Origin of the sequence: Pseudomonas sp. MH10, assembly GCF_034353045.1 — a bacterium.
Lineage (GTDB): Bacteria > Pseudomonadota > Gammaproteobacteria > Pseudomonadales > Pseudomonadaceae > Aquipseudomonas.
The window spans coordinates 197646-219996 of record NZ_CP133783.1 but is presented as its reverse complement, the minus strand read 5'-3'; the positions used below and the strand labels follow the sequence as shown (position 1 = coordinate 219996).

The 22351-nt window shown below is 57.0% G+C and carries 21 protein-coding genes; all 21 read right to left on the bottom strand.

The window, feature by feature from the left end; all coding sequences use genetic code 11:
* Position 1: 1 nt before the first annotated feature.
* The 21 genes from fliI to RHM59_RS00870 all read right to left on the bottom strand — a co-directional run bounded on the left by fliI (position 2) and on the right by RHM59_RS00870 (position 22341).
* Positions 2–1363, bottom strand: a complete 1362-nt coding sequence (fliI, locus tag RHM59_RS00970; protein ID WP_322168482.1) for a flagellar protein export ATPase FliI — start codon at positions 1361–1363, stop codon at positions 2–4.
* The gene (gene fliH, locus RHM59_RS00965; RefSeq protein ID WP_322285750.1) at positions 1353–2195 is read right to left on the bottom strand and encodes a flagellar assembly protein FliH; all 843 of its coding nucleotides are present in this window, start codon (positions 2193–2195) and stop codon (positions 1353–1355) included. The genes fliI and fliH overlap by 11 nt, the downstream gene beginning before the upstream one ends.
* 10 nt (positions 2196–2205) lie before the next feature.
* Positions 2206–3225, bottom strand: coding sequence for a flagellar motor switch protein FliG (gene fliG / locus RHM59_RS00960; RefSeq protein WP_322168478.1), 1020 nt, complete (start codon positions 3223–3225; stop codon positions 2206–2208).
* Positions 3218–5005 carry a flagellar basal-body MS-ring/collar protein FliF gene (gene fliF / locus RHM59_RS00955; RefSeq protein ID WP_322285749.1) on the bottom strand — a complete coding sequence of 596 codons (1788 nt, stop codon included), beginning with the start codon at positions 5003–5005 and terminating at the stop codon, positions 3218–3220. Before fliF ends, fliG begins: the two co-directional genes overlap by 8 nt.
* A gap of 14 nt (positions 5006–5019) precedes the next feature.
* Entirely contained in the window at positions 5020–5346 is a 327-nt protein-coding gene (gene fliE, locus RHM59_RS00950; RefSeq protein WP_322285748.1) for a flagellar hook-basal body complex protein FliE, read from the bottom strand.
* A gap of 206 nt (positions 5347–5552) precedes the next feature.
* Complete coding sequence (locus tag RHM59_RS00945) at positions 5553–6977, bottom strand: sigma-54 dependent transcriptional regulator (RefSeq protein ID WP_322285747.1); 1425 nt, start codon at positions 6975–6977, stop codon at positions 5553–5555.
* Positions 6977–8191, bottom strand: coding sequence for a sensor histidine kinase (locus RHM59_RS00940; protein ID WP_322168470.1), 1215 nt, complete (start codon positions 8189–8191; stop codon positions 6977–6979). The genes RHM59_RS00945 and RHM59_RS00940 overlap by 1 nt, the downstream gene beginning before the upstream one ends.
* 121 nt (positions 8192–8312) lie before the next feature.
* Entirely contained in the window at positions 8313–9788 is a 1476-nt protein-coding gene (locus tag RHM59_RS00935; protein WP_322168468.1) for a sigma-54 dependent transcriptional regulator, read from the bottom strand.
* A gap of 165 nt (positions 9789–9953) precedes the next feature.
* The gene (locus tag RHM59_RS00930) at positions 9954–10250 is read right to left on the bottom strand and encodes a flagellar protein FliT (RefSeq protein WP_322168466.1); all 297 of its coding nucleotides are present in this window, start codon (positions 10248–10250) and stop codon (positions 9954–9956) included.
* 26 nt (positions 10251–10276) lie between these two features.
* On the bottom strand, positions 10277–10657 hold the full coding sequence (gene fliS / locus RHM59_RS00925; RefSeq protein ID WP_322168464.1) for a flagellar export chaperone FliS: 381 nt from the start codon (positions 10655–10657) through the stop codon (positions 10277–10279).
* Between the two features lie 125 nt (positions 10658–10782).
* The gene (fliD, locus tag RHM59_RS00920) at positions 10783–12213 is read right to left on the bottom strand and encodes a flagellar filament capping protein FliD (protein WP_322168463.1); all 1431 of its coding nucleotides are present in this window, start codon (positions 12211–12213) and stop codon (positions 10783–10785) included.
* Positions 12214–12295: 82 nt separating this feature from the next.
* Positions 12296–12658, bottom strand: coding sequence for a flagellar protein FlaG (locus tag RHM59_RS00915; protein ID WP_322168461.1), 363 nt, complete (start codon positions 12656–12658; stop codon positions 12296–12298).
* A 75-nt stretch (positions 12659–12733) separates the two neighbouring features.
* A complete protein-coding gene (locus RHM59_RS00910) occupies positions 12734–13765 on the bottom strand; it encodes a flagellin (RefSeq protein WP_416194788.1) in 1032 nt (343 codons plus the stop codon).
* A gap of 271 nt (positions 13766–14036) precedes the next feature.
* Positions 14037–15224: a flagellin gene (locus tag RHM59_RS00905; protein WP_322168459.1), complete on the bottom strand. Its 1188-nt coding sequence runs from the start codon at positions 15222–15224 to the stop codon at positions 14037–14039.
* Between the two features lie 452 nt (positions 15225–15676).
* A complete protein-coding gene (locus RHM59_RS00900; RefSeq protein WP_322168457.1) occupies positions 15677–15940 on the bottom strand; it encodes a hypothetical protein in 264 nt (87 codons plus the stop codon).
* Positions 15937–17229: a motility associated factor glycosyltransferase family protein gene (locus tag RHM59_RS00895; RefSeq protein WP_322168455.1), complete on the bottom strand. Its 1293-nt coding sequence runs from the start codon at positions 17227–17229 to the stop codon at positions 15937–15939. Before RHM59_RS00895 ends, RHM59_RS00900 begins: the two co-directional genes overlap by 4 nt.
* Before the next feature lie 80 nt (positions 17230–17309).
* Positions 17310–18236 (bottom strand): ketoacyl-ACP synthase III, encoded by a 927-nt coding sequence (locus RHM59_RS00890; RefSeq protein ID WP_322168453.1) that lies wholly within the window; start codon positions 18234–18236, stop codon positions 17310–17312.
* A 227-nt stretch (positions 18237–18463) separates the two neighbouring features.
* Positions 18464–19516 (bottom strand): pseudaminic acid synthase, encoded by a 1053-nt coding sequence (gene pseI / locus RHM59_RS00885; protein WP_322168451.1) that lies wholly within the window; start codon positions 19514–19516, stop codon positions 18464–18466.
* Positions 19509–21017: a UDP-2,4-diacetamido-2,4,6-trideoxy-beta-L-altropyranose hydrolase gene (gene pseG / locus RHM59_RS00880; RefSeq protein WP_322168449.1), complete on the bottom strand. Its 1509-nt coding sequence runs from the start codon at positions 21015–21017 to the stop codon at positions 19509–19511. Before pseG ends, pseI begins: the two co-directional genes overlap by 8 nt.
* The gene (gene pseF, locus RHM59_RS00875) at positions 21014–21724 is read right to left on the bottom strand and encodes a pseudaminic acid cytidylyltransferase (protein WP_322168447.1); all 711 of its coding nucleotides are present in this window, start codon (positions 21722–21724) and stop codon (positions 21014–21016) included. The genes pseG and pseF overlap by 4 nt, the downstream gene beginning before the upstream one ends.
* A complete protein-coding gene (locus RHM59_RS00870) occupies positions 21721–22341 on the bottom strand; it encodes a pseudaminic acid biosynthesis-associated methylase (RefSeq protein ID WP_322168445.1) in 621 nt (206 codons plus the stop codon). The genes pseF and RHM59_RS00870 overlap by 4 nt, the downstream gene beginning before the upstream one ends.
* Positions 22342–22351 lie beyond the last annotated feature (10 nt).

Below are 22351 nucleotides of genomic sequence, written 5' to 3'. Positions count from 1 at the left end.
ACTAACCGCCGCCGGCGATAGGGTTGAACACTGCCGCCAGCCGCGCGCCGCTTTCTTGCAGGCTTTCATTGTCATTCAGCCCTTGGCGCAGGTACCGCACCAGGGTGGGCTGCAGCGAGATTGCCATGTCGGTTTCACGGTCACCGCCGGCCACGTAGGCGCCCACACTGATCAAATCACGGCTCTGCTGATAGCGTGACCACAGCTGTTTGAAGTGCTGCGCCTGCTGCATATGTTCTGGTGTGACCACCGAAGGCATGACCCGACTGATGGACGCTTCGATATCGATGGCCGGGTAATGACCCTCTTCGGCCAACCGCCGGGACAACACGATGTGCCCGTCGAGCACGCCCCGCGCCGCATCCGCGATGGGATCTTGTTGATCATCGCCCTCGGACAATACGGTATAAAACGCAGTGATCGAACCGCCACCCGCCTCGGCATTACCGGCACGCTCCACCAGCTTAGGCAGTTTGGCAAACACCGAGGGCGGATAGCCTTTGGTCGCGGGCGGCTCACCAATGGCTAACGCGATTTCACGCTGGGCCTGAGCAAATCGAGTCAATGAGTCCATCAACAGCAGGACATTTTTACCCTTGTCGCGGAAGTATTCAGCGATCCGCGTGCAATACATGGCTGCCCGCATCCGCATCAGCGGCGCATCGTCCGCAGGGGAAGCCACTACCACTGAACGCTTAAGGCCTTCTTCGCCGAGAATATTCTCGATGAATTCTTTGACCTCACGACCGCGCTCGCCGATCAGCCCAACCACGATGATGTCGGCCTCGGTAAAGCGCGTCATCATGCCTAGCAGGACACTTTTACCGACGCCGGTACCCGCAAACAATCCTAGGCGTTGGCCACGGCCGACCGTCAATAATCCGTTGATGCTGCGAATGCCGACGTCCAACGGTTGGCTAATGGGGTCGCGCTTGAGCGGATTGATGGTGGGGCCATCCATCGGCACCCAATCTTCAGCTTTCATGCCGCCCTTGCCGTCGAGCGCACGCCCGGCGCCATCGAGCACACGACCGAGCATGCCCATGCCCATGGGCAAACGACCGGTATCGGCCAACGGGACGACCCGGGCACCGGGCGCAATACCCGCGACGCTGCCGACAGGCATCAAAAATACTTTAGAACCGGAAAACCCCATGACCTCAGCTTCGACCTCCACCGGGTGGTGGCTGTCGTCGTTGATCACCACGCAACGGCTGCCCATGGCGGCGCGTAAACCTTCAGCTTCCAAGGTCAAGCCAACCATGCGCAACAAACGTCCTTCCACCACCGGTTGAGCCGCCAATTCGATGGCTTCGGTGTAGGAACTCAGGCGCTTACTAAAGCTGGTCCGCTCAAGGTGCATCGGCGGCTTCTTTTTTAATCACGGGTTCAACGGACGGCTCGGCGGCGGACGGCACAACAGCGGCAACTGCTGGCACCGCGTCGAGATCAACACTCAGGTCGGGTGCTGCCGGGTGCAGCGCTTGATCGTGCAACTGGTCAAACATCTTCGCCAGTGCTTGGGAAATACGGGTTTCAATGGTGGCGTCGATGCGACTGTATTCAGTTTCAACCCGACAGCCTCCGGCCTCCAGGGTATCGTCCTCAACGATGCGCCAGGTTTCTTCGTGGCGCTCGCGCAAGGCTTTGACTTGCGAGAAATCTTGAGGATTGATGAAAATCCGAATGTTTTGCGCCCCCATGGGCAACAACTTCAAGGCGTCACGCAAGACCCGGCCGATTTGGCTGGAGTCGGTGACCAGTTCACGCTGAATGACCTGACGGGTGATATGACCGACCAGTTCGATCAGGGATTTTTCAATCTGCGAATCCTGCTCGGCGATGGGTTCAAGCAAGTGCGTCATCAAGCGCTCAAGACTGGCCAGCTTGCCAGCCAAGGCTACGTCAGCTTCGTGACGAACCTTAAGTTGGGTGCTGTGAAAACCTTCTTTCTCGCCGGTTGCAAAGCCCTCGTTATAGGCTTCCTGACGAATACCTTCCAACTCTTCGAGGGTCAGCGGCTGAACTTCGTCCAGCGGCACTTCTTCCATCTCGGCCGGGGTTTCCAGAGCTGGTTCTGGCTCTGGCGGTGGCTCTTGATACGGGTCGAAGCTGGGCAGCGACCAAATATCGAAGCCGCCCACGTCCTTGGCGCGAATCAGTTCGCTGGGTGCTTCTTTTTTCGGACTAAACATGTGTCGGTCCTCAGATCATTTCTTCGCCGCCCTTGCCACCGAGAACGATTTCTCCGGCTTCGGCCATACGGCGAGCGATGGTGAGGATTTCTTTCTGCGCGGTTTCTACGTCGCTGACGCGCACCGGGCCTTTGGCTTCGAGATCGTCGCGCAACAATTCGGCGGCGCGCTTGGACATGTTCTTGAAAATCTTTTCCTTGATCGCTTCGTCGGAGCCTTTGAGCGCCAACACCAGCACATCGGAAGACACTTCGCGCAGCAATGCCTGTATACCACGGTCGTCAACATCGGACAGGTTGTTGAAGACGAACATCAAGTCTTCGATCTGCGTCGACAATTCGCCATCGACTTCGCGGATCGCGTCCATCAACTGACCTTCCACCGAACTGTCGAGGAAGTTCATGATATCGGCAGCACGCTTGATACCGCCCAAGGTGGTGCGCGCTGCGTTGGAATTACCGGAGAACTGTTTCTCCAGAATCTGGTTCAGCTCTTTCAGGGCCGCAGGCTGAACGGTATTGAGCGAGGATACCCGCAGAATGATGTCCAACCGCACTTTCTGATCGAAATGACCCAGCACTTCACCGGCTTGGTCCGGGTCCAGATACGCCACCACGATCGCTTGAATCTGCGGGTGTTCGTAACGAATCACGTCGGCAACGGCGCGGGGCTCCATCCATTTAAGGCTGTCCAGGCCGCTGGTGTTGCCGCCAAGCAGGATCCGGTCGATGAGGCCGTTGGCCTTGTCTTCGCCCAGGGCTTGGGTGAGCATTTTGCGAATGTAACCGTCGGCACCGACGCCCAGGCTGGTTTGGTCGCCGACGATTTCAACGAACTCGCTCATGACCAGTTCGACTTCTTCGCGGTGCACATTGCGCATTTGCGCCATGGCAACACCGACCCGCTGAACCTCTTTTGGCCCCATGTGCCGGAGCACTTGTGCGGCGTCGGTTTCACCGAGGGAGAGCAATAAAATCGCGGCCTTATCAACCCGGGTCAATTTGGTGGGAAGCGCTCGAGTTTCACTCATCTGCATTAATCCACTCTTTCACGACCTGAGCCACGCGACCCGGGTCTTCAGCCACCAGACTCTTGATCGCATTCAATTGCGCGTCATAACCTTCGGTCGGGCTAGGCAGCATGATGCTCTGCGGTCCACCGAGGCTTACGCGGTCGTTGGCCAATTCGCCACCCAGTCCGCCCATGCCACCGAGTTCAACATCGCCCTCAGAGCCGAGCATCTGCCGGCTCTTACCGCTGGTAATGTTGTTGAGTACCGGGCGCAGAACACCAAATACCAAGACCAGGATGAACAACACACCCAGCACTTGTTTAACAATGTCCCAGAACCATGGCTGCGAATAGAACGCTATGTCAGGAATCACTTCGCCACGATCAGGTGCGAATGGCACGTTGACCACGCTTACGCTGTCGCCACGACTGGCGTTGAAACCCACCGCGTCTTGCACTAATCGGGTAAAGCGCGCCAGCTCATCGGCATTCCACGGGATGTGGGTGACGTCGCCGGTCTTGGCGTCAATCCTGGATTTATCGTCCACGACCACGGCCACCGACAAACGATTAACCCGACCCTGCTGCTGCTTGGTATGGCTGATGGAACGGTCCAGCTCGAAGTTCTTGGTGGACTGTTGTCGTTTGTCTGCCGGGTACGGCGCGAGCATTGGCTGGCCCGTCGTCGGGTCCATGATTTGCTGGCCGTTCGCATCGAGCAACGGCTGGCCTGGCTGAATCGACGCGGTGGCGGAACTGCTCGCCGCACCCGCACTTTGTGGCGCAGTCGCCGGACCCGGCGGCTGGTTGCTCAAGGCACCTGGAACCCCCGACGGCCCTGAACTGGACGTGCGCTGTTCGTTGACTGATTGCTCACTGCGCAAGGCAGGTTGATCGGGGTTGAAGCTTTCAGCAGTCGATTCAACAGCGCTGAAATCAACGTCAGCCGTCACTTCTGCCTTGTAACGGTCATTGCCCAAAATCGGTTGCAGAATGCTTTGCACGCGCTGGGTCAGCATGCTTTCCATCCGGCGGCTGTAATCAAACTGCTTGCCGGCCATGCTCAATTCGGAGTTCTGGTTCTGATCGGACAACAGTGTGCCCTTCTGATCGACCACGGTGATTTGCGACTTGCTCAATTCAGGAACGGCGGTCGCCACCAAGTTCATGATCGCCAGCACTTGGCCTGGCTCCAATGAACGGCCCGCGTACAACTCGATCAATACCGACGCGCTTGGCTTGCGCTCATCACGAACGAACACCGAGCTTTTTGGAATCGCCAGATGCACCCGCGCACCTTTGACGTTGTTCAAGCTAGAGATGGTCCGCGCCAATTCACCTTCAAGGCCGCGCCGATAACGCGTGGCTTCCATGAACTGGCTGGTACCCAACCCTTGGTCTTTGTCGAGAATTTCGAAGCCGACGTTACCGTCGCTTGGCGCAACACCGGCGCCGGCTAACTTGATCCGGGCGCGCTGCAGATCGTCGGACTTGACCAACAAGGCACCGGAGCTTGGCTCAACGGTGTATGGAATGTCCGCTGCGGACAGGGTTTCCATGACTTGTTTGGTGTCCATGCCTGCAAGGCTGGCATAAAGCGGCTTGTAATCGGGCTGCTGCGACCAGAGCACCACAGCAAAACCAATCGCCACACTGGCTGCCAGACCGACCATGAGGCCGACCTGCCGCAGCATGGTCATTTCGGCAAGGTTCTCCAGAAATGACAAACCGAACAAAGGCGACTTGCCCGAAGCGGCGCCCGACTTAGCGGGCAGGTTGTCGCCGACTGGTTCAGCCATGACTCAAATCGTCCTTAAACCGGCATCTGCATGATGTCTTGATACGCCTGAACCAGCTTGTTGCGAACCTGGGTCAGCGCGGTGAACGAAACGCTGGCTTTCTGCGAGGAGACCATCACGTCGGTGAGGTCTACACCGCTTTTTCCGACTTCGAACGCGCTCGCCAATTGGCTGGAAGCCTGCTGGGTATCGTTCACCTTGTTGACCGCCTGACCGAGCATGTCCGCAAAGCTACTGGTGCCCACAGCGGGAGTGCCTGCAGCCTTCGGCATCGACATGGCGTCCATTTGCATGGAGCGCATGTCCAACATCAAGCGATTAAATTCAACACCTTGGCTCATGACGTTTCTCTCAAAAGGGCCGCAGATTTTTGACACTCGTTAAGCGGTTATCTATGACATAGCAACAAGGGTGCCAGCTGAGTGCTGGCATTTTGACATAGAATGCAGCGACGAGGGGTTAAGATGCGTAGCTATCTGTGCAGGGGCTGAATTTCCGCCGCCTGGCGCGGTAGACCAAGGCCTGGCAAACAGGCCTTCTTTTTACTTCAAGCAAACAAATAAGCCTCGACATCCATCCCGGCATCACGCATCTGCGCCAATTTATAACGCAAGGTTCTAGGGCTGATGCCCAGCCGTTCGGCCGCTTCTTTGCGACGCCCACGCTCGGCGCGCAGGGTGTCGATAATCATTTGAAACTCACGGCGCCGCAGGTCATCACCTAAGGCGCCGGCAGATTCGCTTGCCGGGGCGTCGGGCAGTGAACCTTCCAACGGCGCGCGCGCCGCTGCGACCAGCAGTGGCTGAGTGGGTACGCCCAACGCAGGCAGAGGCAAGGCCGCTATCGGCCCGGCCAAACAGAAGTCTTGCGCTTGAATGACGCCACCCTGCTGCAAGATCAATGCGCGTTGAATCGCGTTGTCCAACTCACGCACATTGCCCGGCCACGGGTAGCCGATGAGGCAGGCTTGAGCCTCTGCCGACAATCTAACGGCAGCATGTTTCATTTTATTGACGTGTTTAGACAGCAAGCGTTCAGCCAGTGGCAGAATGTCGGCGGTCCGCTCGCGCAATGGGCGCCATGCCAACGGAAACACCGAAATCCGGTAGTAAAGGTCTTCCCGAAACCGCCCGGCCGCCACTTCACCGGCCAGATCGCGGTTGGTGGTGGCCAGCACGCGAATATCCAAGGCGATGGGTTTGCGCGCACCCACGCGCTCAACTTCTCGCTCTTGCAGCACTCGCAGCAGCTTGGCTTGCAGACCCAACGGCATTTCCGAAATTTCGTCGAGCAGAATGGTGCCGCCGTCTGCCTGTTCGAATTTGCCCGCTTGGGCGGCGATTGCGCCAGTGAACGAGCCTTTTTCATGCCCGAACAAGGTCGCCTCAAGCATGTTGTCCGGGATCGCCGCGCAATTGATCGCAATGAACGGTTTGGTGGCGCGGGTCGATTGCTGATGTATGTAGCGTGCCAGCACTTCTTTGCCGGTACCGGATTCACCAGAAATCAGTACCGTCGAATCACTGCGCGCCACCCGCGCCGCCAAATCCAGCAATTGCGCGCTGGCCGGTTCGGCCGCCACCGGACCTTCGCCGTCGACCGGTCCAGGGCGGCCCAATGCATGACGCGCAACCAGCTCCATCAGCGCTTTGGGCTCGAACGGCTTGACCAAATAGTCCACCGCGCCCTGACGCATAGCATCCACAGCCCGATCAACCGCCGCGTGCGCTGTCATCAACAACACCGGCAACTGCGGATGGCGACTGCGCAGGGCAGTCAGCAACTGGTGGCCATCCATGCCCGGCATGTTGACGTCACTGACCACCAAACTGAACAGCTCTTCGGCCGCCGCCTCCAGCGCTTCCTCGGCAGAACCGACCGCGCGAAAATCATGACCGGCCAGCAACAGGGTTTCGCCCAATGCTTCACGCAGCGACGGGTCATCTTCGACCAGTAATACTTTGATCGCCATCAGTTGAGGCCTGTAACGTTGGCAGCGGGTATCAATGGCAGGGAAATAATCGCGCAAGTGCCACGGCCCGGACGGGAGCGAAACTGTAACTGCCCCTGATGCGCACGCGTCACTGCATTGACAACCGCCAAGCCCAAACCGGTACCGGTCGCTTTGGTGGTGAAAAACGGCTCGCCAATCCGTGCCAATGCCGCGGCATCAATACCGCTGCCGTTATCACTGATGCACACGCGAAGGGTATCGCCGCGCCCGTATAGGTGTATTTTCAAGCGGGCCTTACCGGCACTGGCTTGGATCGCGTTTTCAATCAGGTTGAGCAGTGCACCCACCAAGGTGTCGCGATTGCAGAGTAATTCGCCCTCAAGCGGATCGCATTGCCAGCGCACCGGCATCTCTCGTACCTGAGTCTGGGCCGACGCCTGCAAGGCTTGAAACAATTGCTGCGGCGCAAGGCGGTCGGTCATCGGCAGCTCACCGCGAGCAAACACCAGCATGTCGCGCACCTGATGCTCAAGCTCGTGCAAACGCTCTTTCAAGCGGCCAGCGAACCGCTGTTGAGTCGCCACCGGCAACTCTTGTTCAGTCAAATGACTGGCGTAGATCAACGCGGCGGACAGCGGCGTGCGAATTTGATGCGCCAACGAGGCAACCATTCGGCCCAACGATGACAGGCGCTCATGGCGAGCCAGCTGTTCCTGCAAGTGACGGGTTTCAGTAAGGTCAGTCAACAGCACTAACTGCCCTGGCTCGGCGTCGAGTGAACGCGTAGCAATCGACAGCCGCCGCCCGTCTTTGAGCGAGACTTCATGACCGTCATCGTCACGCGGCGCGAAACAGCGCCCGATCACTCGCCACCACAGCTCGCCCGCCAGGGGTTCGCCCAACAAATCGCAAGCCGCCGGGTTGGCTTCACGCACTCGACCGTGGTCGTCGATGACGATTACGCCACCGGGCAATAACGACAACAGGTTTTGCAAGCGGTTGGCCAGCAGCTCTTTCTCGGCCAGCTCCTGCATCCGTTGCGCACTGACAACGGCCAGCTCGCCTTTAAGCTCGGCGACCCGCGCTTCGAGCAAGCTGTAAGAGTCACTTAACTGGTTCGACATCTGATTGAACAGCGAGAACGCCTGCTCAAGACCAGCCCGACTCTCTTCTTCTAGAGAGGGCTGCGCTCCGAGAGGAACGGCAGAAGACAACAGAGCGGCCTGGGGCATAGTGATCTCTCGCATGGCGAACCGTCATTAAACGGTGTGTAGCCACTGACGTAGCAATACCCGTGCCTAAAAAAAACCCCTGAATATTCAGGGGTTTAGTTATCAGGCGAAAATCCGGGCGTCAATCATCTGCCTGCTCATCACCCTCACGGCGGCTCATGCCGTACTTACGCATCTTTTCCACCAGCGTGGTGCGGCGAATACGCAGTCTTTCAGCGGCACGGGCCACGATGCCATTGGCGTCGTCCAATGCCTGCTGAATCAAGCCCTGCTCAAGCCCACCCAAATAGTCCTTGAGGTCCAGACCTTCAGGCGGCAACAGCGCGCTAGAACCAAAATTCGGCGTGTGGCCATTGATCGCCACCCGCTCCTCCAGGTCGCTGCGCAGGCTGTCGACCAATTGCTCGTCTTCATCATCGACGTAGCGAAATTTCTTCGGCAACTCAACAACGCCAATCACACCGTACGGGTGCATGATCGCCATGCGCTCAACAAGGTTTGCCAGTTCACGCACGTTACCCGGCCAAGGATGGCGGCAAAGCGACATGATGGCGGCCGAGTTAAAGCGGATCGAGCCACGTTTTTCGTGCTCCATGCGCGAGATCAACTCGTTCATCAACAACGGAATGTCTTCTACGCGCTCACGCAGTGGGGCCATTTCGATTGGGAAAACGTTCAGGCGGTAGTAAAGGTCCTCACGGAACGTGCCGACCTCAATCATGCTTTCAAGATTCTTGTGCGTCGCAGCGATGATTCGCACGTCAACACTTTGAGTCTTGTTGCTGCCAACGCGTTCGAAGGTACGCTCTTGCAGCACGCGCAGCAGCTTGACCTGCATCGGCAGCGGCATGTCGCCAATTTCATCGAGGAACAACGTACCGCCATTGGCCAGTTCAAAGCGCCCGGCACGGCTGGTGATCGCCCCGGTAAACGCACCCTTCTCATGGCCGAACAACTCGCTTTCGAGCAACTCGGCGGGAATCGCACCGCAATTGACCGGCACGAACGGCGCATCACGACGCTTGGAATGATAGTGCAAATTACGCGCGACCACTTCCTTGCCGGTGCCGGATTCCCCGAGGATCAGGACGCTGGCGTCGGTGTCCGCGACTTGCTGCATCATTTGCCGAACATGCTGAATCGCGCGGCTGGTACCCACGAGGCTGCGAAACAGGTTCGGTTCACGATGACGACCGCGCTCACGGGCCTGATCGTACATTTCACGATAGACCTGCGCACGGTGCAGAGAGTCCAGCAACTTGCTGTAGCTCGGGGGCATTTCCAGGGAAGACAAGACACGCCGGCGCAGATCATCCGGCAGGTCAACGGAACAGACTTCACCCATTAACATGACTGGAAGGAACTCATCCCACGCGGCGATTGTCTTAAGCAATCCTTGAAGGGTCCCCGGCGCGCTGACTGCGCCAACCAGCACGCATAGCACTTCACGGGTCGAGGCCAGAGGAGTAACCACCTGCTGCCACTCCTGGCTTGAACAGGCCAAATTTTCTTCGCCGAGAAAATTTAAAATAACCGCCATATCACGGCGGCGTTGGCTATCGTCATCAATCAGCAGAATCTTGATTTCACGCCACATGCAATAGCAACTTCCCTAGTCAACTCAATGCCCATGAAATAAGGCAGCTTGGCATCTATAGCCCATACGGCAAATTAGACGCCAGAAAATGGTAAGCATCACTAGTTAAGTCAAAAAGCCATACAATGTCAAATTTATGGCGCACTGCTTTTGATCCACCCAGCGTTAACCGAACAGATGGTAAACCTTTGCCGCGTTTTTGGCATGCTGGATCTGCGACATCTCATCGACTATCGCTTGGCGCTCACCCGTGGCGACCTCAAGCAGTTGGCGATAAACCCCTAGCAACTCTTCCAAATTACTGCGCACTGCCGTTTCGTCGAGCGGACTTTCGCTGATTACGTCATCGACACAGGCGCGGCACGCCAGGTCCAATTGACCGATAGCATTCCAGTCGCGCTCTGCCAGCGCACCGACTAAGGCTTCACGGGTTTCTTCGATACGCTGCAATGCAAGACTCATGGTGCTTTCCTCAGAACAGCAGGCAATTAGACCGCAATCGCATCCCAGCCATCTTTGACCGTGCGCAACAGGTCACTGACTTCGTCGAGAATTTTTGGGTCATCTTTTATATTGGCTTCGGCCAGGCGGGTCATCATGTACATGTACAGATTGTCTTGAGCGGTCAGGGTGTCCGCCAAGTTGTGCATGTCCAGGCCTTCGCGCAAGCCACCGATGATGCCGATGGCTTTGCTGATCAGCGTGCCCTTGCCTGGTATGTCTTTGCGCTCCATGGCGCCCTTGGCTTGAGCAATACGGTCCAGGCCGCCTTCCATCAGCATTTGCACCAAGCGGTGCGGGCTGGCTTCAGACGTTTGAGCCTGCGCACCAATTTTCTGATACTGCCGTAGAGCTAACATCGGGTTCATGTTCTGCCTCATAAAATCTCAAAATTCGTATAACAGGCTATCGACGCAACACACTGAAACTTTAGACCTGGAATGAAAAACCCGGCATGCAGACAAGCGCAGCCGGGTTTTTTTATCGATCTCAGTTAGCCTGTTTTTGACCCATTCAACGATGCAAAGAACGAAGTGATGCTGGTCGCGGTAGCTTTGAGCTGTCCCACAATCAAATCCATCGCGTTGTACTTCGCCGTCAGTTGAGTCGTCAGGTCGGCGGTCCGCGTGTTCAGCGCAGTCTGCCGATCCGTCAGGTCACTTTGCTGGGCAGTCAAGGTGGAGGTACGCGTTGCCAGAATGCCGCCGGACTGGGTATAGGGCGTGAGGATCTTTCCCATGCGCACCAGCATACCGTTGGCACCAGCCGTGCCATCGGCATTGGGTGTGCCAGAAAACAGGGCCTGGACTTGCCCGCCCAGGTTTTTGTCATTCATTGCCGACGCAAACTTGACGGTGTCCAAACTCAAGGTCCCGTCCGCCTGCGAAGTCTGAATACCCAACTGCGAGAGCACCGACAATTGACTGCCCGGCCCAGGCGTCACCAGCACACTGCGAAGAGAAGAAATCAATGAGCGTGGCAACGGGTCGTTCGCCATCGCCCCGCCATCGCCCACTGTGCCGTTAGCCGCGATGGCACCAGGCGCCGTTAGCGTATTGAGGGTTTTGGTCAATGCATTGTAGGCATTGATGAAGGTTTGCAGGGATGTCTGCAGCCCCGAGGTGTTGGTCGCAACGGTCACCGTAGAGGTTGCGCCTGCCCCCGCCAGCAGCGTCATACTGATGCCGCTGATAGGGGTCACGGTGTTGCTGGCGCTGCTCACCGCCAAACCGTCGACGGTAAACTTCGCATTCTGAGCAACAGCCCCGACATAACCAGCGCTGCCGGAGGTGCCGTCCATTGCCGTAGTGCCGTTGATTTCAAGGCCCGCAATACCGCTGACGCTGAGGTCGCTGCCAGCACCGGTATTGGTAGAGCCCAACACCAGACGCGAGCCATTGGCGTCCGTCACGATGTTGGCGGTAATCCCGTTACCTTTGAGTGCCGTGTTGATCGCATCGCGGGTTGACTGCAACGTCGAGCCGTCTGGAATAGTGACTTTGTACGAAGTGCCATTTTGACTGATGTTCAAGGTCCCAGTCGGAATGGCACTGGTAGCACCGCCAGAAAAAGAGGCACTGGCGACTTTAGAACCGGTGGCCAGTTGTTGCACGGCGATCACGTAGTTACCACTCACTGCCGTGTTATCTGACGTGGTGGTCAAGGTTGCCGGAGTCGACGAAGAGGCAGAAAAACCGGTAAACGCTGGAGCGGTGGGGCTGCTCAAAGCGGTTAGAGCTGTCTGGAAGGTCGCCATGGCGCTGTTCAGCTGGCTGACACCGGACAGCTTCGCCGTTACATCGGCGGTTTGAGACTTGATCTGGGTCGTATCGGCTATGGTGTCAGACGCAACCAATGCATTAACAATCGACCCGATGTCCAGGCCTGAACCAAGGCCCGTGCTGGTAGTAATTGGACTTGCCATTAGGTGGATCTCCTTTCTTTTTTACGACAGTCTTTTGACCACTAAGCGGTCAAAAGAACTTAAAACACAATTCATGCCAGCTTTATGCTTTGCCTGAAAACAGCACGCTGCTTGCATCCTTCATGCTGTCTGCCAATTTCAGCACCTCTGCCGAAGGAAGCTGCCGAATAACTTCGCCGGTTTCACTGGCGATCACCTTAACTACCACCTTACCCGAGCGCTCATCGATGGAAAACTCCAGGTTGCGCTTGGCGGCATCCACGAATTTCTCGATCTGTTGGACGGCCAACTTCAATTTGTCTGCGTCCGTGCTTTTGTCTGCCGACATTGCCGCAACAGTTGTAGCAGGAGTAGCAACCGGAGGCGGCGCAGCGGGCTTGGCAGCAGCCGTCGTAACGGGCACGGGCGTCGGGTAAGTCGAGTTCAGCTTGGCGCTCATATCCATGTCCATCACCTCCTCTAAAAGCAAAAAAGCGAGAAAGCACGTAAACGCGCTCCCCCGCTAAAACTCTTTCCGAAATTACTGAAGCAGTTTCAGTACAGCGGAAGGCAGTTGGTTAGCTTGGGCCAGAACAGCGGTAGAGGCCTGTTGCAGCGTTTGCTGTTTAGTCAGGTTAGCCGTTTCAGATGCGAAGTCAGTGTCTTGAATACGACCCAGTGCAGCCGTGGCGTTCTGGTTTACGTTTTGCAGGTTGGCGATGGTGCTGGACAGACGGTTCTGCGAAGCACCCAGGTTTGCACGGGTGCTGTTGATGGTTGCCAATGCAGCATCGATCGCGGTGATCGCGTTGTCGATGTTGCCGCTAGCGGTACCGGCAACAGATGGAGCAGACGCTACAGAAGCGACATAAGCGACAGAAGCTGTCCCTGTAGTTGCAGCAGCTGAAGCCTGACCGGTAGGGTGGCTAGCATCCGAAGCAACGGATGCAGTAGATGCGGTGGAGCCAGCTGAAGCTGCAGAAGCCTGACCCGTTACCCCAGCGATCGCTTGAGTATCCGAAGTACCCGAAACAGATACTGAAGCACTGGCAACTGCCAGCGATGAAGCGTCGAACTTACCACCCAATGCCAAGCTAATGTGGTTAGCCGAACCGGTGTTAGAACCGACCTGCAGGGTCAATGTACCGGCCGAGCCGTCCAGCAAGTTCTTGCCGTTCAAGCTGGTGCTTGCAGAGATACGGGTCAATTCGTCAGACATTTGACCGAATTCAGCGTTCAGGGCCACACGGTCTGAGCTGCTGTTACTGTCGTTTCGTGATTGAACTGACAGTTCACGCATACGTTGCAGAATGTTGGTTGATTCTTGCAGCGCGCCTTCAGCGGTTTGCGCCATCGAAATACCGTCGTTAGCGTTTTTGATCGCTACGGTTTGGCCGCGGATTTGGCTGGTTTCGCGGTTAGCGATCTGCAGGCCGGCTGCGTCATCTTTAGCGCTGTTGATTTTCAGGCCGGAGGACAAACGAGTCATCGAAGTGGTCAGTGCGTCAGACGCTCTGTTCAGGTTGTTCTGAACCGCCAGGGAAGCAATGTTTGTGTTTACGCCTAACATAATGAATTCCTCATCGATTGGTTATTGCGGCTTCCGGCCCTGGCAACCGCCGGGATGGCTAGAGAACCTTCATGATGGTTATCGTCGTAACCGCACGGAGCTTGAGGGCTTTTTTAAAAAAAATTGCCATTACCCTGACATCCCTACAGTTGTCGGGGGTTGCAGGGCTTTGTTCCTCGTTGTCCATTACCGGTTCAAACCATCAATTCCCAATCTTTTGAGGCCTGACATCCCAAAAGGACGTCAGGGTGGCAGCTGCCCGAAGGCGTTTTGTTTACTGCAGCAACTTCAGAATCGCCGCCGGCAATTGATTGGCCTGGGCCAAAATCGCCGTGGAAGCTTGTTGCAGAATTTGTTGCTTAGTGAGTTCGGCAGTCTCTGCGGCGTAGTCGACATCCTGGATCTGCCCCCGAGAAAACGTCGCGTTATGCACCATGTTGGTCAGGTTCGAGATGGTGCTGGTCAGGCGGTTTTGCTTGGCCCCCAACTCGGCGCGGGCGCTGTTGATTTTTTGCAGCGCCGCGTCGATTGCTTTGAGGGTTGAATCCAGGTTGTCGGAAATGGCCTTGTCGATTAAGGGCTTCTTCTTGTCCAGGTCAACTTTTAGTGCTGCGTCGGCCACGTTCTTCTCCTCTTGGGCAGCTGCGACTTCGGCTAACTTCGCCTCATAGGCAACTGCGGCTGGGTCAGGCGCAGGGGGGGTGCCGCCAGGCGGGGTAACGGCTGGCGCGGGCGGCATGGGCAACGCGGCCAGCTCTTCCTTTAAGAGGTCCAACGCTATGGTTTTATCAGCAACGGCGGCCTCCAGCACCTCATCGCCAGTGGTCTTGCGACTGCCTTTCCCGTCGATTGAAAACGCTGTGTACTCACCCGCCACGATGGCTTTAGAACCGGTGGTGGTAGCGTCCTCCTGGACAGCGGCCACATTTTTAGCCGCCACAAATAATGACTCTGAGGAAAAGTCGTCGGACAGCGAGAGACTGATCTTCTCGTTAGAACCTGCGTTAGCCCCGACTTGAAAGGTCAAGGTGCCCGCACTGCCGTCCATTACGTTCAAATCGCCACCGAAGGTCACAGACTTAGAAGCCCGGGTGAGTTCCTCCAGATTTTGTTTGAACTCGGCATTAAGAGCGATGCGCTCTTTGGGACCGTTATTGCCGTTTTGAGACTGAATCGTTAACTCGCGCATCCGCTGCAACTGGCTGGCTGATTTGTCCATCGCCCCTTCGGCGGTTTGGGCGATAGAGATGGCGTTGCCAGCGTTTCGGATGGCAACGGTCATGCCTCTGATTTGTGTGGTTAGGCGACTCGCAATCTGCATACCGGCGGCATCGTCTTTAGCGCTATTAATGCGCAAGCCGGAAGACAAACGCGACATGGTGGTGTTCACCGAATCAGAGCTCTGGCTCAGGCTGTTCTGAACCGACAACGAAGCAGTGTTGGTGTTAATGGTTAAAGCCATGGTGAATTCCTCTCAATAAAGATTGCTGGCGCTCAAAAGCGGGCTGCATCCGGCTTGCCCTGAACGCCTACAAATGGTTATCGGAAAAATTACAAGTGGCTTTAATGTGCTTTTTAAGACTGTTTGGATATTAGCAAGCACCAATACCCGACATATGTAGGGCATTTAAGTTATAAGCAGCGATTTTATAAGGATTTATTTTTTGGCGAAAAAATATAAGAAAAGAGGGAAGAAATGTGGGGAAGGTGAGCTGATCGACACTGATCGATGGTCGCATCAAGCCATTCAGACATTCAGACATTCAGACATTCATGAATGCCGAAAATTTTCGGCTGGCCGAGCTACTGTAGATAACAACTTTTTGGCGAGGCGGCGTATCTGGCAACCGCGTCAAGCCTTCTCGCCAACACGTTGGCTCCTCAGATTCAGGCGTTTGGGTACGGCACAGAAATTCAGGGACGTGACCCCAACAATTCAACGAGTTCACATTCGAGATAATCCGCCAGCCCCAGTACGTCGCGCGCCTCCTGGCAGGCCAACATCACTGTCAGCAACCGCAGCCATTCCTGTTGCACTTCGGCCGGCTCTTCAGAAAACAGCGGCATCAGCCGGGTAAACAGCTCGACCATCTCAGACACCGCCTCGACATCCCGTCCCAATCGAAACAGCCCAGCGCACTGGCGCGCTGCCAGGGTCAACTCTGGCGCAGGGTTCATTGGCAAAACTCCGGGTCGTAGGCAGTGCCCGCGATCATGGCGCCCGCCCGACTGCTGTTGAAGAAGCGCACGTCGGGATGTGCGGCAATGTAGCGCTCTAGCACGATCAGGTAACCACGGAAGTTGAGTTGCGTCTTGACCCGTTGCCCATGACCATCGAGCACCCAATGTTTGGCCAGGTCCGCACCGGGGCCCAAATCACCGTCATTCCAACCCGCATGGGTTTTATTCATTGGAAAGGCGAAGTCGGCACCGAACAAAGTGATCTGTGTGGCCCCCATTTTCACCGCCAGGTCCACCGCCGGGTGCATCACGCTGCCGCCCACATTGAGTTGTGCTTTGCTGAGCTGTTGGCGCAGTTCGGCATAGATCGGGCTGGCGGAATAGGCGGTGTAGCGCTTCCCTCGCCAGCCCTGCACTACGCTTGGGTTGCTCATGGGCACGTAGACCAGCGGCAGATCGTCTGAGCCCTCTAGCGGCAAATGCCGCAGCGTGATGTTTTTATCGACGGTGACCACCAGGTCCGGCTTGATGCCGTGCTCCAGCAACGGCCGATAGGCCGTATCAACGCTGATGAACAGCGGTCGCGGCGACTGCGCACGGAGAGCCAAGAGCTTTTCAAAGTGCAATTCCAGGGTTGGCCCGGTGCCGATCACGTAAACCTCACGCCCCGGCTGCGTAGCGAAAAGCTCAGCGACGTCCGCATCACCGCGCACGCATTCAAGGTTGTCCTGCAAACGCTGGAGGATCTCAGGAGCCTGCGGGTCGAAATGGCGGTTATTGAAGCTCAAGTGCACTTCGCTGATCAGCCGATCGCGAATTCTGGCATTTAGCCCATCCGCCAACTCGAGTTCACCCGGCAACGCAAAGAACGGCAACTGGATATCCGGGCAGTCAGCCGCGTAGCAAAGCGCTACCCGAGGATCATTCAGCCATGCCGTTTGGTCGAGCAGTTCAAGCACCCGCTTGAACAGCCCGCCATTGAGGATATGGACGTGTAAACGCTCAAGGGCTGGACGCTCAAGCAACACCCGTTGCAGATCGCCTAGGCCGGTGCCATAAACGTGCAACAGCGGACTTTCAACAGTAAGGATGGCAGCCTGAAGCCGCGCCTCAGCGTCGCGGTCATGACGACTGGTCAGTTGGATGCCGCCGGTTCTCAGGGTTGAGTCCAGCCCTTGCACCCACTCAATCTGCAATGCCTCACCCTCTTCGGCTACTAGGCGGGACAACACCGTCGGCCAACGACGACCCAGGACTGTGGCATTTTGCTGAAAACATTCGCTCATGCGGCCTCGCTCAAACCCTGCGCAAAAAAATAGCGCTTCAGGTTACTTCACCTGAAGCGCCACTTAGCTGTCGGCTGCCTTTACGGGCGGTGGAGAATCGCCGATCCCCACGACAAGCCCACCCCGAAACCGCTGATTGCCACGCGTTTCCAGGTTGAATTCAATACATGCTTCTCTAACAACAGCGGAATACTCGACGACACGGTGTTCCCGGTCTCAAGCATGTCCTTGATGAATTTTTCTGGCTCGCCTTCGAAGCGCCGTGCCACGGCATCGACAATGGCCGCACTGCCTTGGTGAATGCAGTAAGCGTCAATGTCGTCGCCTGTCAGGCCGGACTCGTCGAGCAGTTCATGCAAATGCGCCGGGACTTTTACCAACGCGAAATTGAACACTTGACGGCCGTTCATGAAAAACACGCCGTTGCTGACCTTCAGGTGCGGTGCGCCCGAGCCGTCGGTACCAAACTTGGCCTTGCCCAACTGCCACGCCGCGTCTTCGCCTATCCAGGTCGCGGTGGCCGCGTCACCGAACAGCATGGTGGTGTTGCGGTCTTGCGGGTCGACAATTTTCGAATACGGGTCAGCAGTCACCAGCAGGCCGTTTTTCATGCCCGTGGCTTCCATGAAGCCTTTGATCGCGTAGATGCCGTAGACGTAACCCGAGCAGCCGAGGGAAATATCGAAGGCGGCGACGGTGGTGGGCAACCCCAGCTTGTCCTGAACGATGGCCGCCGTGTGGGGTAGGCCTTCTTCGTCACCGTTCTGGGTAACGACGATCAGTACATCAATGGATTCGCGCTTGAGATCCGGGTTGTTCGCAAACAACGCGTTCACCGCCTCAACGCACAGATCCGAGGTTTCTTGCTCAGCCTCTTTGCGCGGCAGAAAGGCAGAGCCAATCTTGCCGAGGATGAAGTCTTCGTTCTTATCGAACTTGGCACCTTGTGCGTAGTTATCGACGCCGGCTACGGGCACGTAACTCGCTATGCTTTTTATGCCAATCATTATGGCTTCCCAATCATGTGCTGCTGAATACCACCACTCGCGAATGTCGAGGGGGCTTTCAATCAGAGATTATGTCGTCCCAAGGAGCGACAACGAGAGAGAGTAAAAGGCAATCACTGGACCCGTTAAGGAGCCAGGCGCCGTCATCCCCGGTCAATACAATACAGTGAAGATGCGCGTTATGACTCACAGGTCACTCTATTTTGCCGAATCATCGACACAAGCCGTTATTCGACCATCGACCAGTCCAGCGGAGTACCCCGTTTCAACGCCTGTCTGGCACGCCGACCGATGACCGCGTCGCTGTGTTTGGGCGCTAATCCAAGGCCGGGACGGATGGCCCGAAAATTGTGGGCGCTGAACACCTCACCCGCCGCCATGTCCTGAGTGACATATAGCGACCGACGATAAACCAGCGACTTGCGCTCAGCCTCCGTCACCCCGTAATGCACCTGCCCCATGGCCTGCCAGGCACGCTCGGTCTCAATCACCAGGCTGGCCAACTCCGCCGGTTCCAACGAGAAACTGGCATCAACCCCGCCCGCAGAACGGTCGAGGGTGAAGTGTTTTTCAATCACAGTTGCCCCGAGCGCCACCGCCGCAACGGACACGCCCACGCCCATGGAGTGATCGGACAGCCCCACTTCGCACCCGAACAGTTCGCGCAAGTGTGGAATCGTCCGCAGGTGGCTGTTCACTGGCGAAGCGGGGTAAGTGCTGGTGCATTTGAGCAGTATCAAGTCTTTGCACCCGGCCGCACGGGCAGCACGGACGCTTTCGTCCAACTCGGCAACGCTGGCCATGCCGGTAGACATAATCATCGGTTTACCGGTGGCAGCCACGCGGCGAATCAACGGCAAATCGGTGTTTTCAAAACTGGCGATTTTGTAGGCCGGAACATCCAGGCTTTCCAGGAAGTCCACAGCACTTTCATCGAAGGGCGTCGAGAACGCCAGCATACCCAGCGCTTTGGCCCGGGCGAAAATCGGCGCGTGCCATTCCCAGGGCGTATGGGCTTTTTCGTACAGTGCATAAAGCGAGGAACCGGCCCACAGGCTATCGGGATCCTTGATGAAGAACTCGCCGTGATCAAGGTCCAGGGTCATGGTGTTGGCGGTGTAGGTTTGCAGTTTCAGGGCATGAGCGCCGGCCTTGGCCGCCGCCTCGACAATCTGCAGCGCGACCTCTAATGACTGGTTATGGTTGCCGCTCATCTCGGCGATGATAAAGGGCGCCGAGCCCGCGCCAATCGAACGCTGGCCAATCTTGAAGCTAGTCATCTGAATGATCCCTTAAAGCGCGCTCGAAGCGGCAGTCGGCTTGAACATACCCGGCCTCTTGAAACAGACAAATTGACGCTTTATTGGCGGGCAATACCTGAGCGTCAATGGTGTGTAATTGAGGCCAATGCGCCCGGACGAACTGTTCGCCTTTTAGCAACAACGCCCTGCCCCAACCAAGACCAAAGCGCCCGTAGAGCAAATAGACCGACACTTCGGCTCGACCGCCAGCGAGGTCATAACGCAAGACCCCTACCGGCCGGTCGCTCGCTTCGGCAATCAACAATAATCGCTGAGCGTTGTTGAGCGTGGCTGCCAACCACGCAAGGTGAACATCCCAGCCGATGGGTTGCGCTTGCACAGACCATTGGCGAACGGCCTCTGCATTGCGTCCGTCGAATAATAAACGAGCGTCGGCCACGGTTGCCAAACGCATCTGCAGAAACTCGCCTTCCAGCGCGGCCGCAACGCGCCTTGCGCCTTGGCCATCGACCAACTGACGGGAGCGCTCAGCGAAGCTCTGGCGTATACCTTGATTGGTCAGCAGCACACCGATGGCATCCCGCAACGCCCCGACAGAAACGTCTTCACTCGGCCCTAGATATAAATGCGCGCCAATCGTGGCCAAGGCTTCGGCGTTGGCCCGTTGATTAGCCGCCACGGCAATGCAAACTGTCGGCAATCCCAACGCCGCGCGCTCCCAACTGGTACCGCCGCCCGCGCCGATAAACAGGTCGGCTTGCGCCATCAGCTCAGCAAAGTGTTCCGTGTGAGCTTGAAAGCGCCACGTCGGCCGAGTGCTCGCCATGGCCTGCATCGACGCCCCTTTTGGGTTGCCGGTGCCAGCGACAAAATCAATCTCCAGCTCATGAAAGTCGACAAGCGCCAACATGGCTTTCCAGGTCTCACCCGCTGCATCGAAGCCGCCGAAATTCACCAGAATCCGCTTAGCCTGCGCCCGAATCGGTACCGGGGGGCGCTTGAACTCGTCACGAATCATCGCAAAGCGTGGACCCAATAAGCATCGGCATGCGGGGGTAGTCCAGGGATCGTACGCCTCGGGTGTGCCGCTGAAATTCTGGTCGAGCAGTAAATCCGCAGCGTGACGGCGATTGGCCAAGTCATCGATGGCCGCAATTTTTAATCCCCATTGCCGCGCTGCGGTCTGCCACTGATGGTCCAGGCCGTAATGATCGACGATGATCCAATCGAAGCGCTCATCCACTGGCAACACCTGTTGCAGCGCTGCGATATCGACCTGCCAGGGCAATGCAGCTTCAATGTTTTGTCCGGCATCGGACGTTTCGGCATACGCCGCTGGCAAGCCGTAGGTGCGCCACCCTTGAGCGGCTAGCCGGTCGAGTAGATGCCCTGGCAATAAACGGCAGGCAAAGCTGACCTGCGCGCCGCTGTTGCGCAACACCGTTGCCAAGGTTAGGCAGCGCGCAATATGGCCGCTGCCAATGGCATGGGACGCGTCGGCTCGAATCAGGACGTTCACGGCGCCAGCTCCCCGCCCGCAAGCAAGGCGGCGTAAAGGTATTCAGCCCGAGTCCAGTCTTCTTCGTTGTCGATGTCCTGAACCAAATGCCGAGGCAGGATAACCGGCAGACTTTGCTCGGAAAACAACACATCGCCACGCAGCCACGCCTCGCTACGCCCCCAATAAAATTGCCCGGCGTCTTGATAGGCCACGGGCAAATCTTGCGAGCGGGTTTCCCGGAATTGCGGATACATCGATTGCAAGGCGCCCTCCTCGGTCAAACCTAAAGCCCGTTGCACGGCGAAACCAAAACCGCACACTGAAAAGGCGTAGGATTTTTCGGGGTGCTGCTTCAGGAGGGTCAATCCTTCAGCCAGGTAGCGGGCTTGCAGTAACGGCGCGGTGGCATAAATGCAGCACGCATACTCGAAGCGCTGGCCTTGCTCCTGAAGCGTGGTTAGGGCGTGAACGATCACCGCTGCCGTGCCCGTGAAATCATCAGCCAGACGTGCCGGGCGGATGAATGGCACCTGCGCTCCATTCGCCCTGGCTATCGCTGCAATTTCATCGTCATCCGTACTAACCACAACCTGATCGAACAACCCGTATTTAAGCGCGGCGCGTATCGACCAGACGATCATCGGTTCGCCGTTGAACAGCTTGAGATTCTTGCGCGCAATCCGTTTGCTGCCGCCCCGGGCCGGGATTATCGCCACCGCTGTCATAGGCGTTTTTCCAGCAGAAACCAGTTGATGTCGTCCGTGGGAAATTGCGGATCGCGGTGGTAACTGAAGCCGTAATCCAGCAGTTGCAGATCCGGGTAACAGTCAAGCATTTCACCGGCGAAATCACGCTTGAACAACTTGCCGGCGTTGCCGCGATAAGCCACTTCAACCGGCACCGGGTTGTAGTATTCGCCGATCAGAATGTAACGCTGGCTTAGGGCATGCAGTTGCGCATAGGCCGCCGGCAGTAACTCAGGCGCCAAGTGAATCAGCACGCCTTTGCTCAGCGTCAGGTCGAAAGTTCGTTGACGGGGATAGTCGAACAACGAACCGTGCCAGACATCTCCAATGCCCAGCGCTTGAGCGTAGGCCTGAGCCTGTGCGTTGATCTCGACGCCCTGCAAGACGCAGTTCGGAAATAACTGATGCAGCGCCAGCAAGTTATTGCCTGTATTGGTGCCCAGCTCCAACAGACTGTTCAGCCGCGACGTGCGTGCCAGCGCTTTGGCGAATAACGCCAGGTTGGCAGCGGTCAGCGGCTGGCCTTGGTTGCGCCCCACGTACTGATCACCAAAGTCGCCCTGCCAGAACTGTTCTTGCTCACTCAAGTCACGCATCGATCATTCT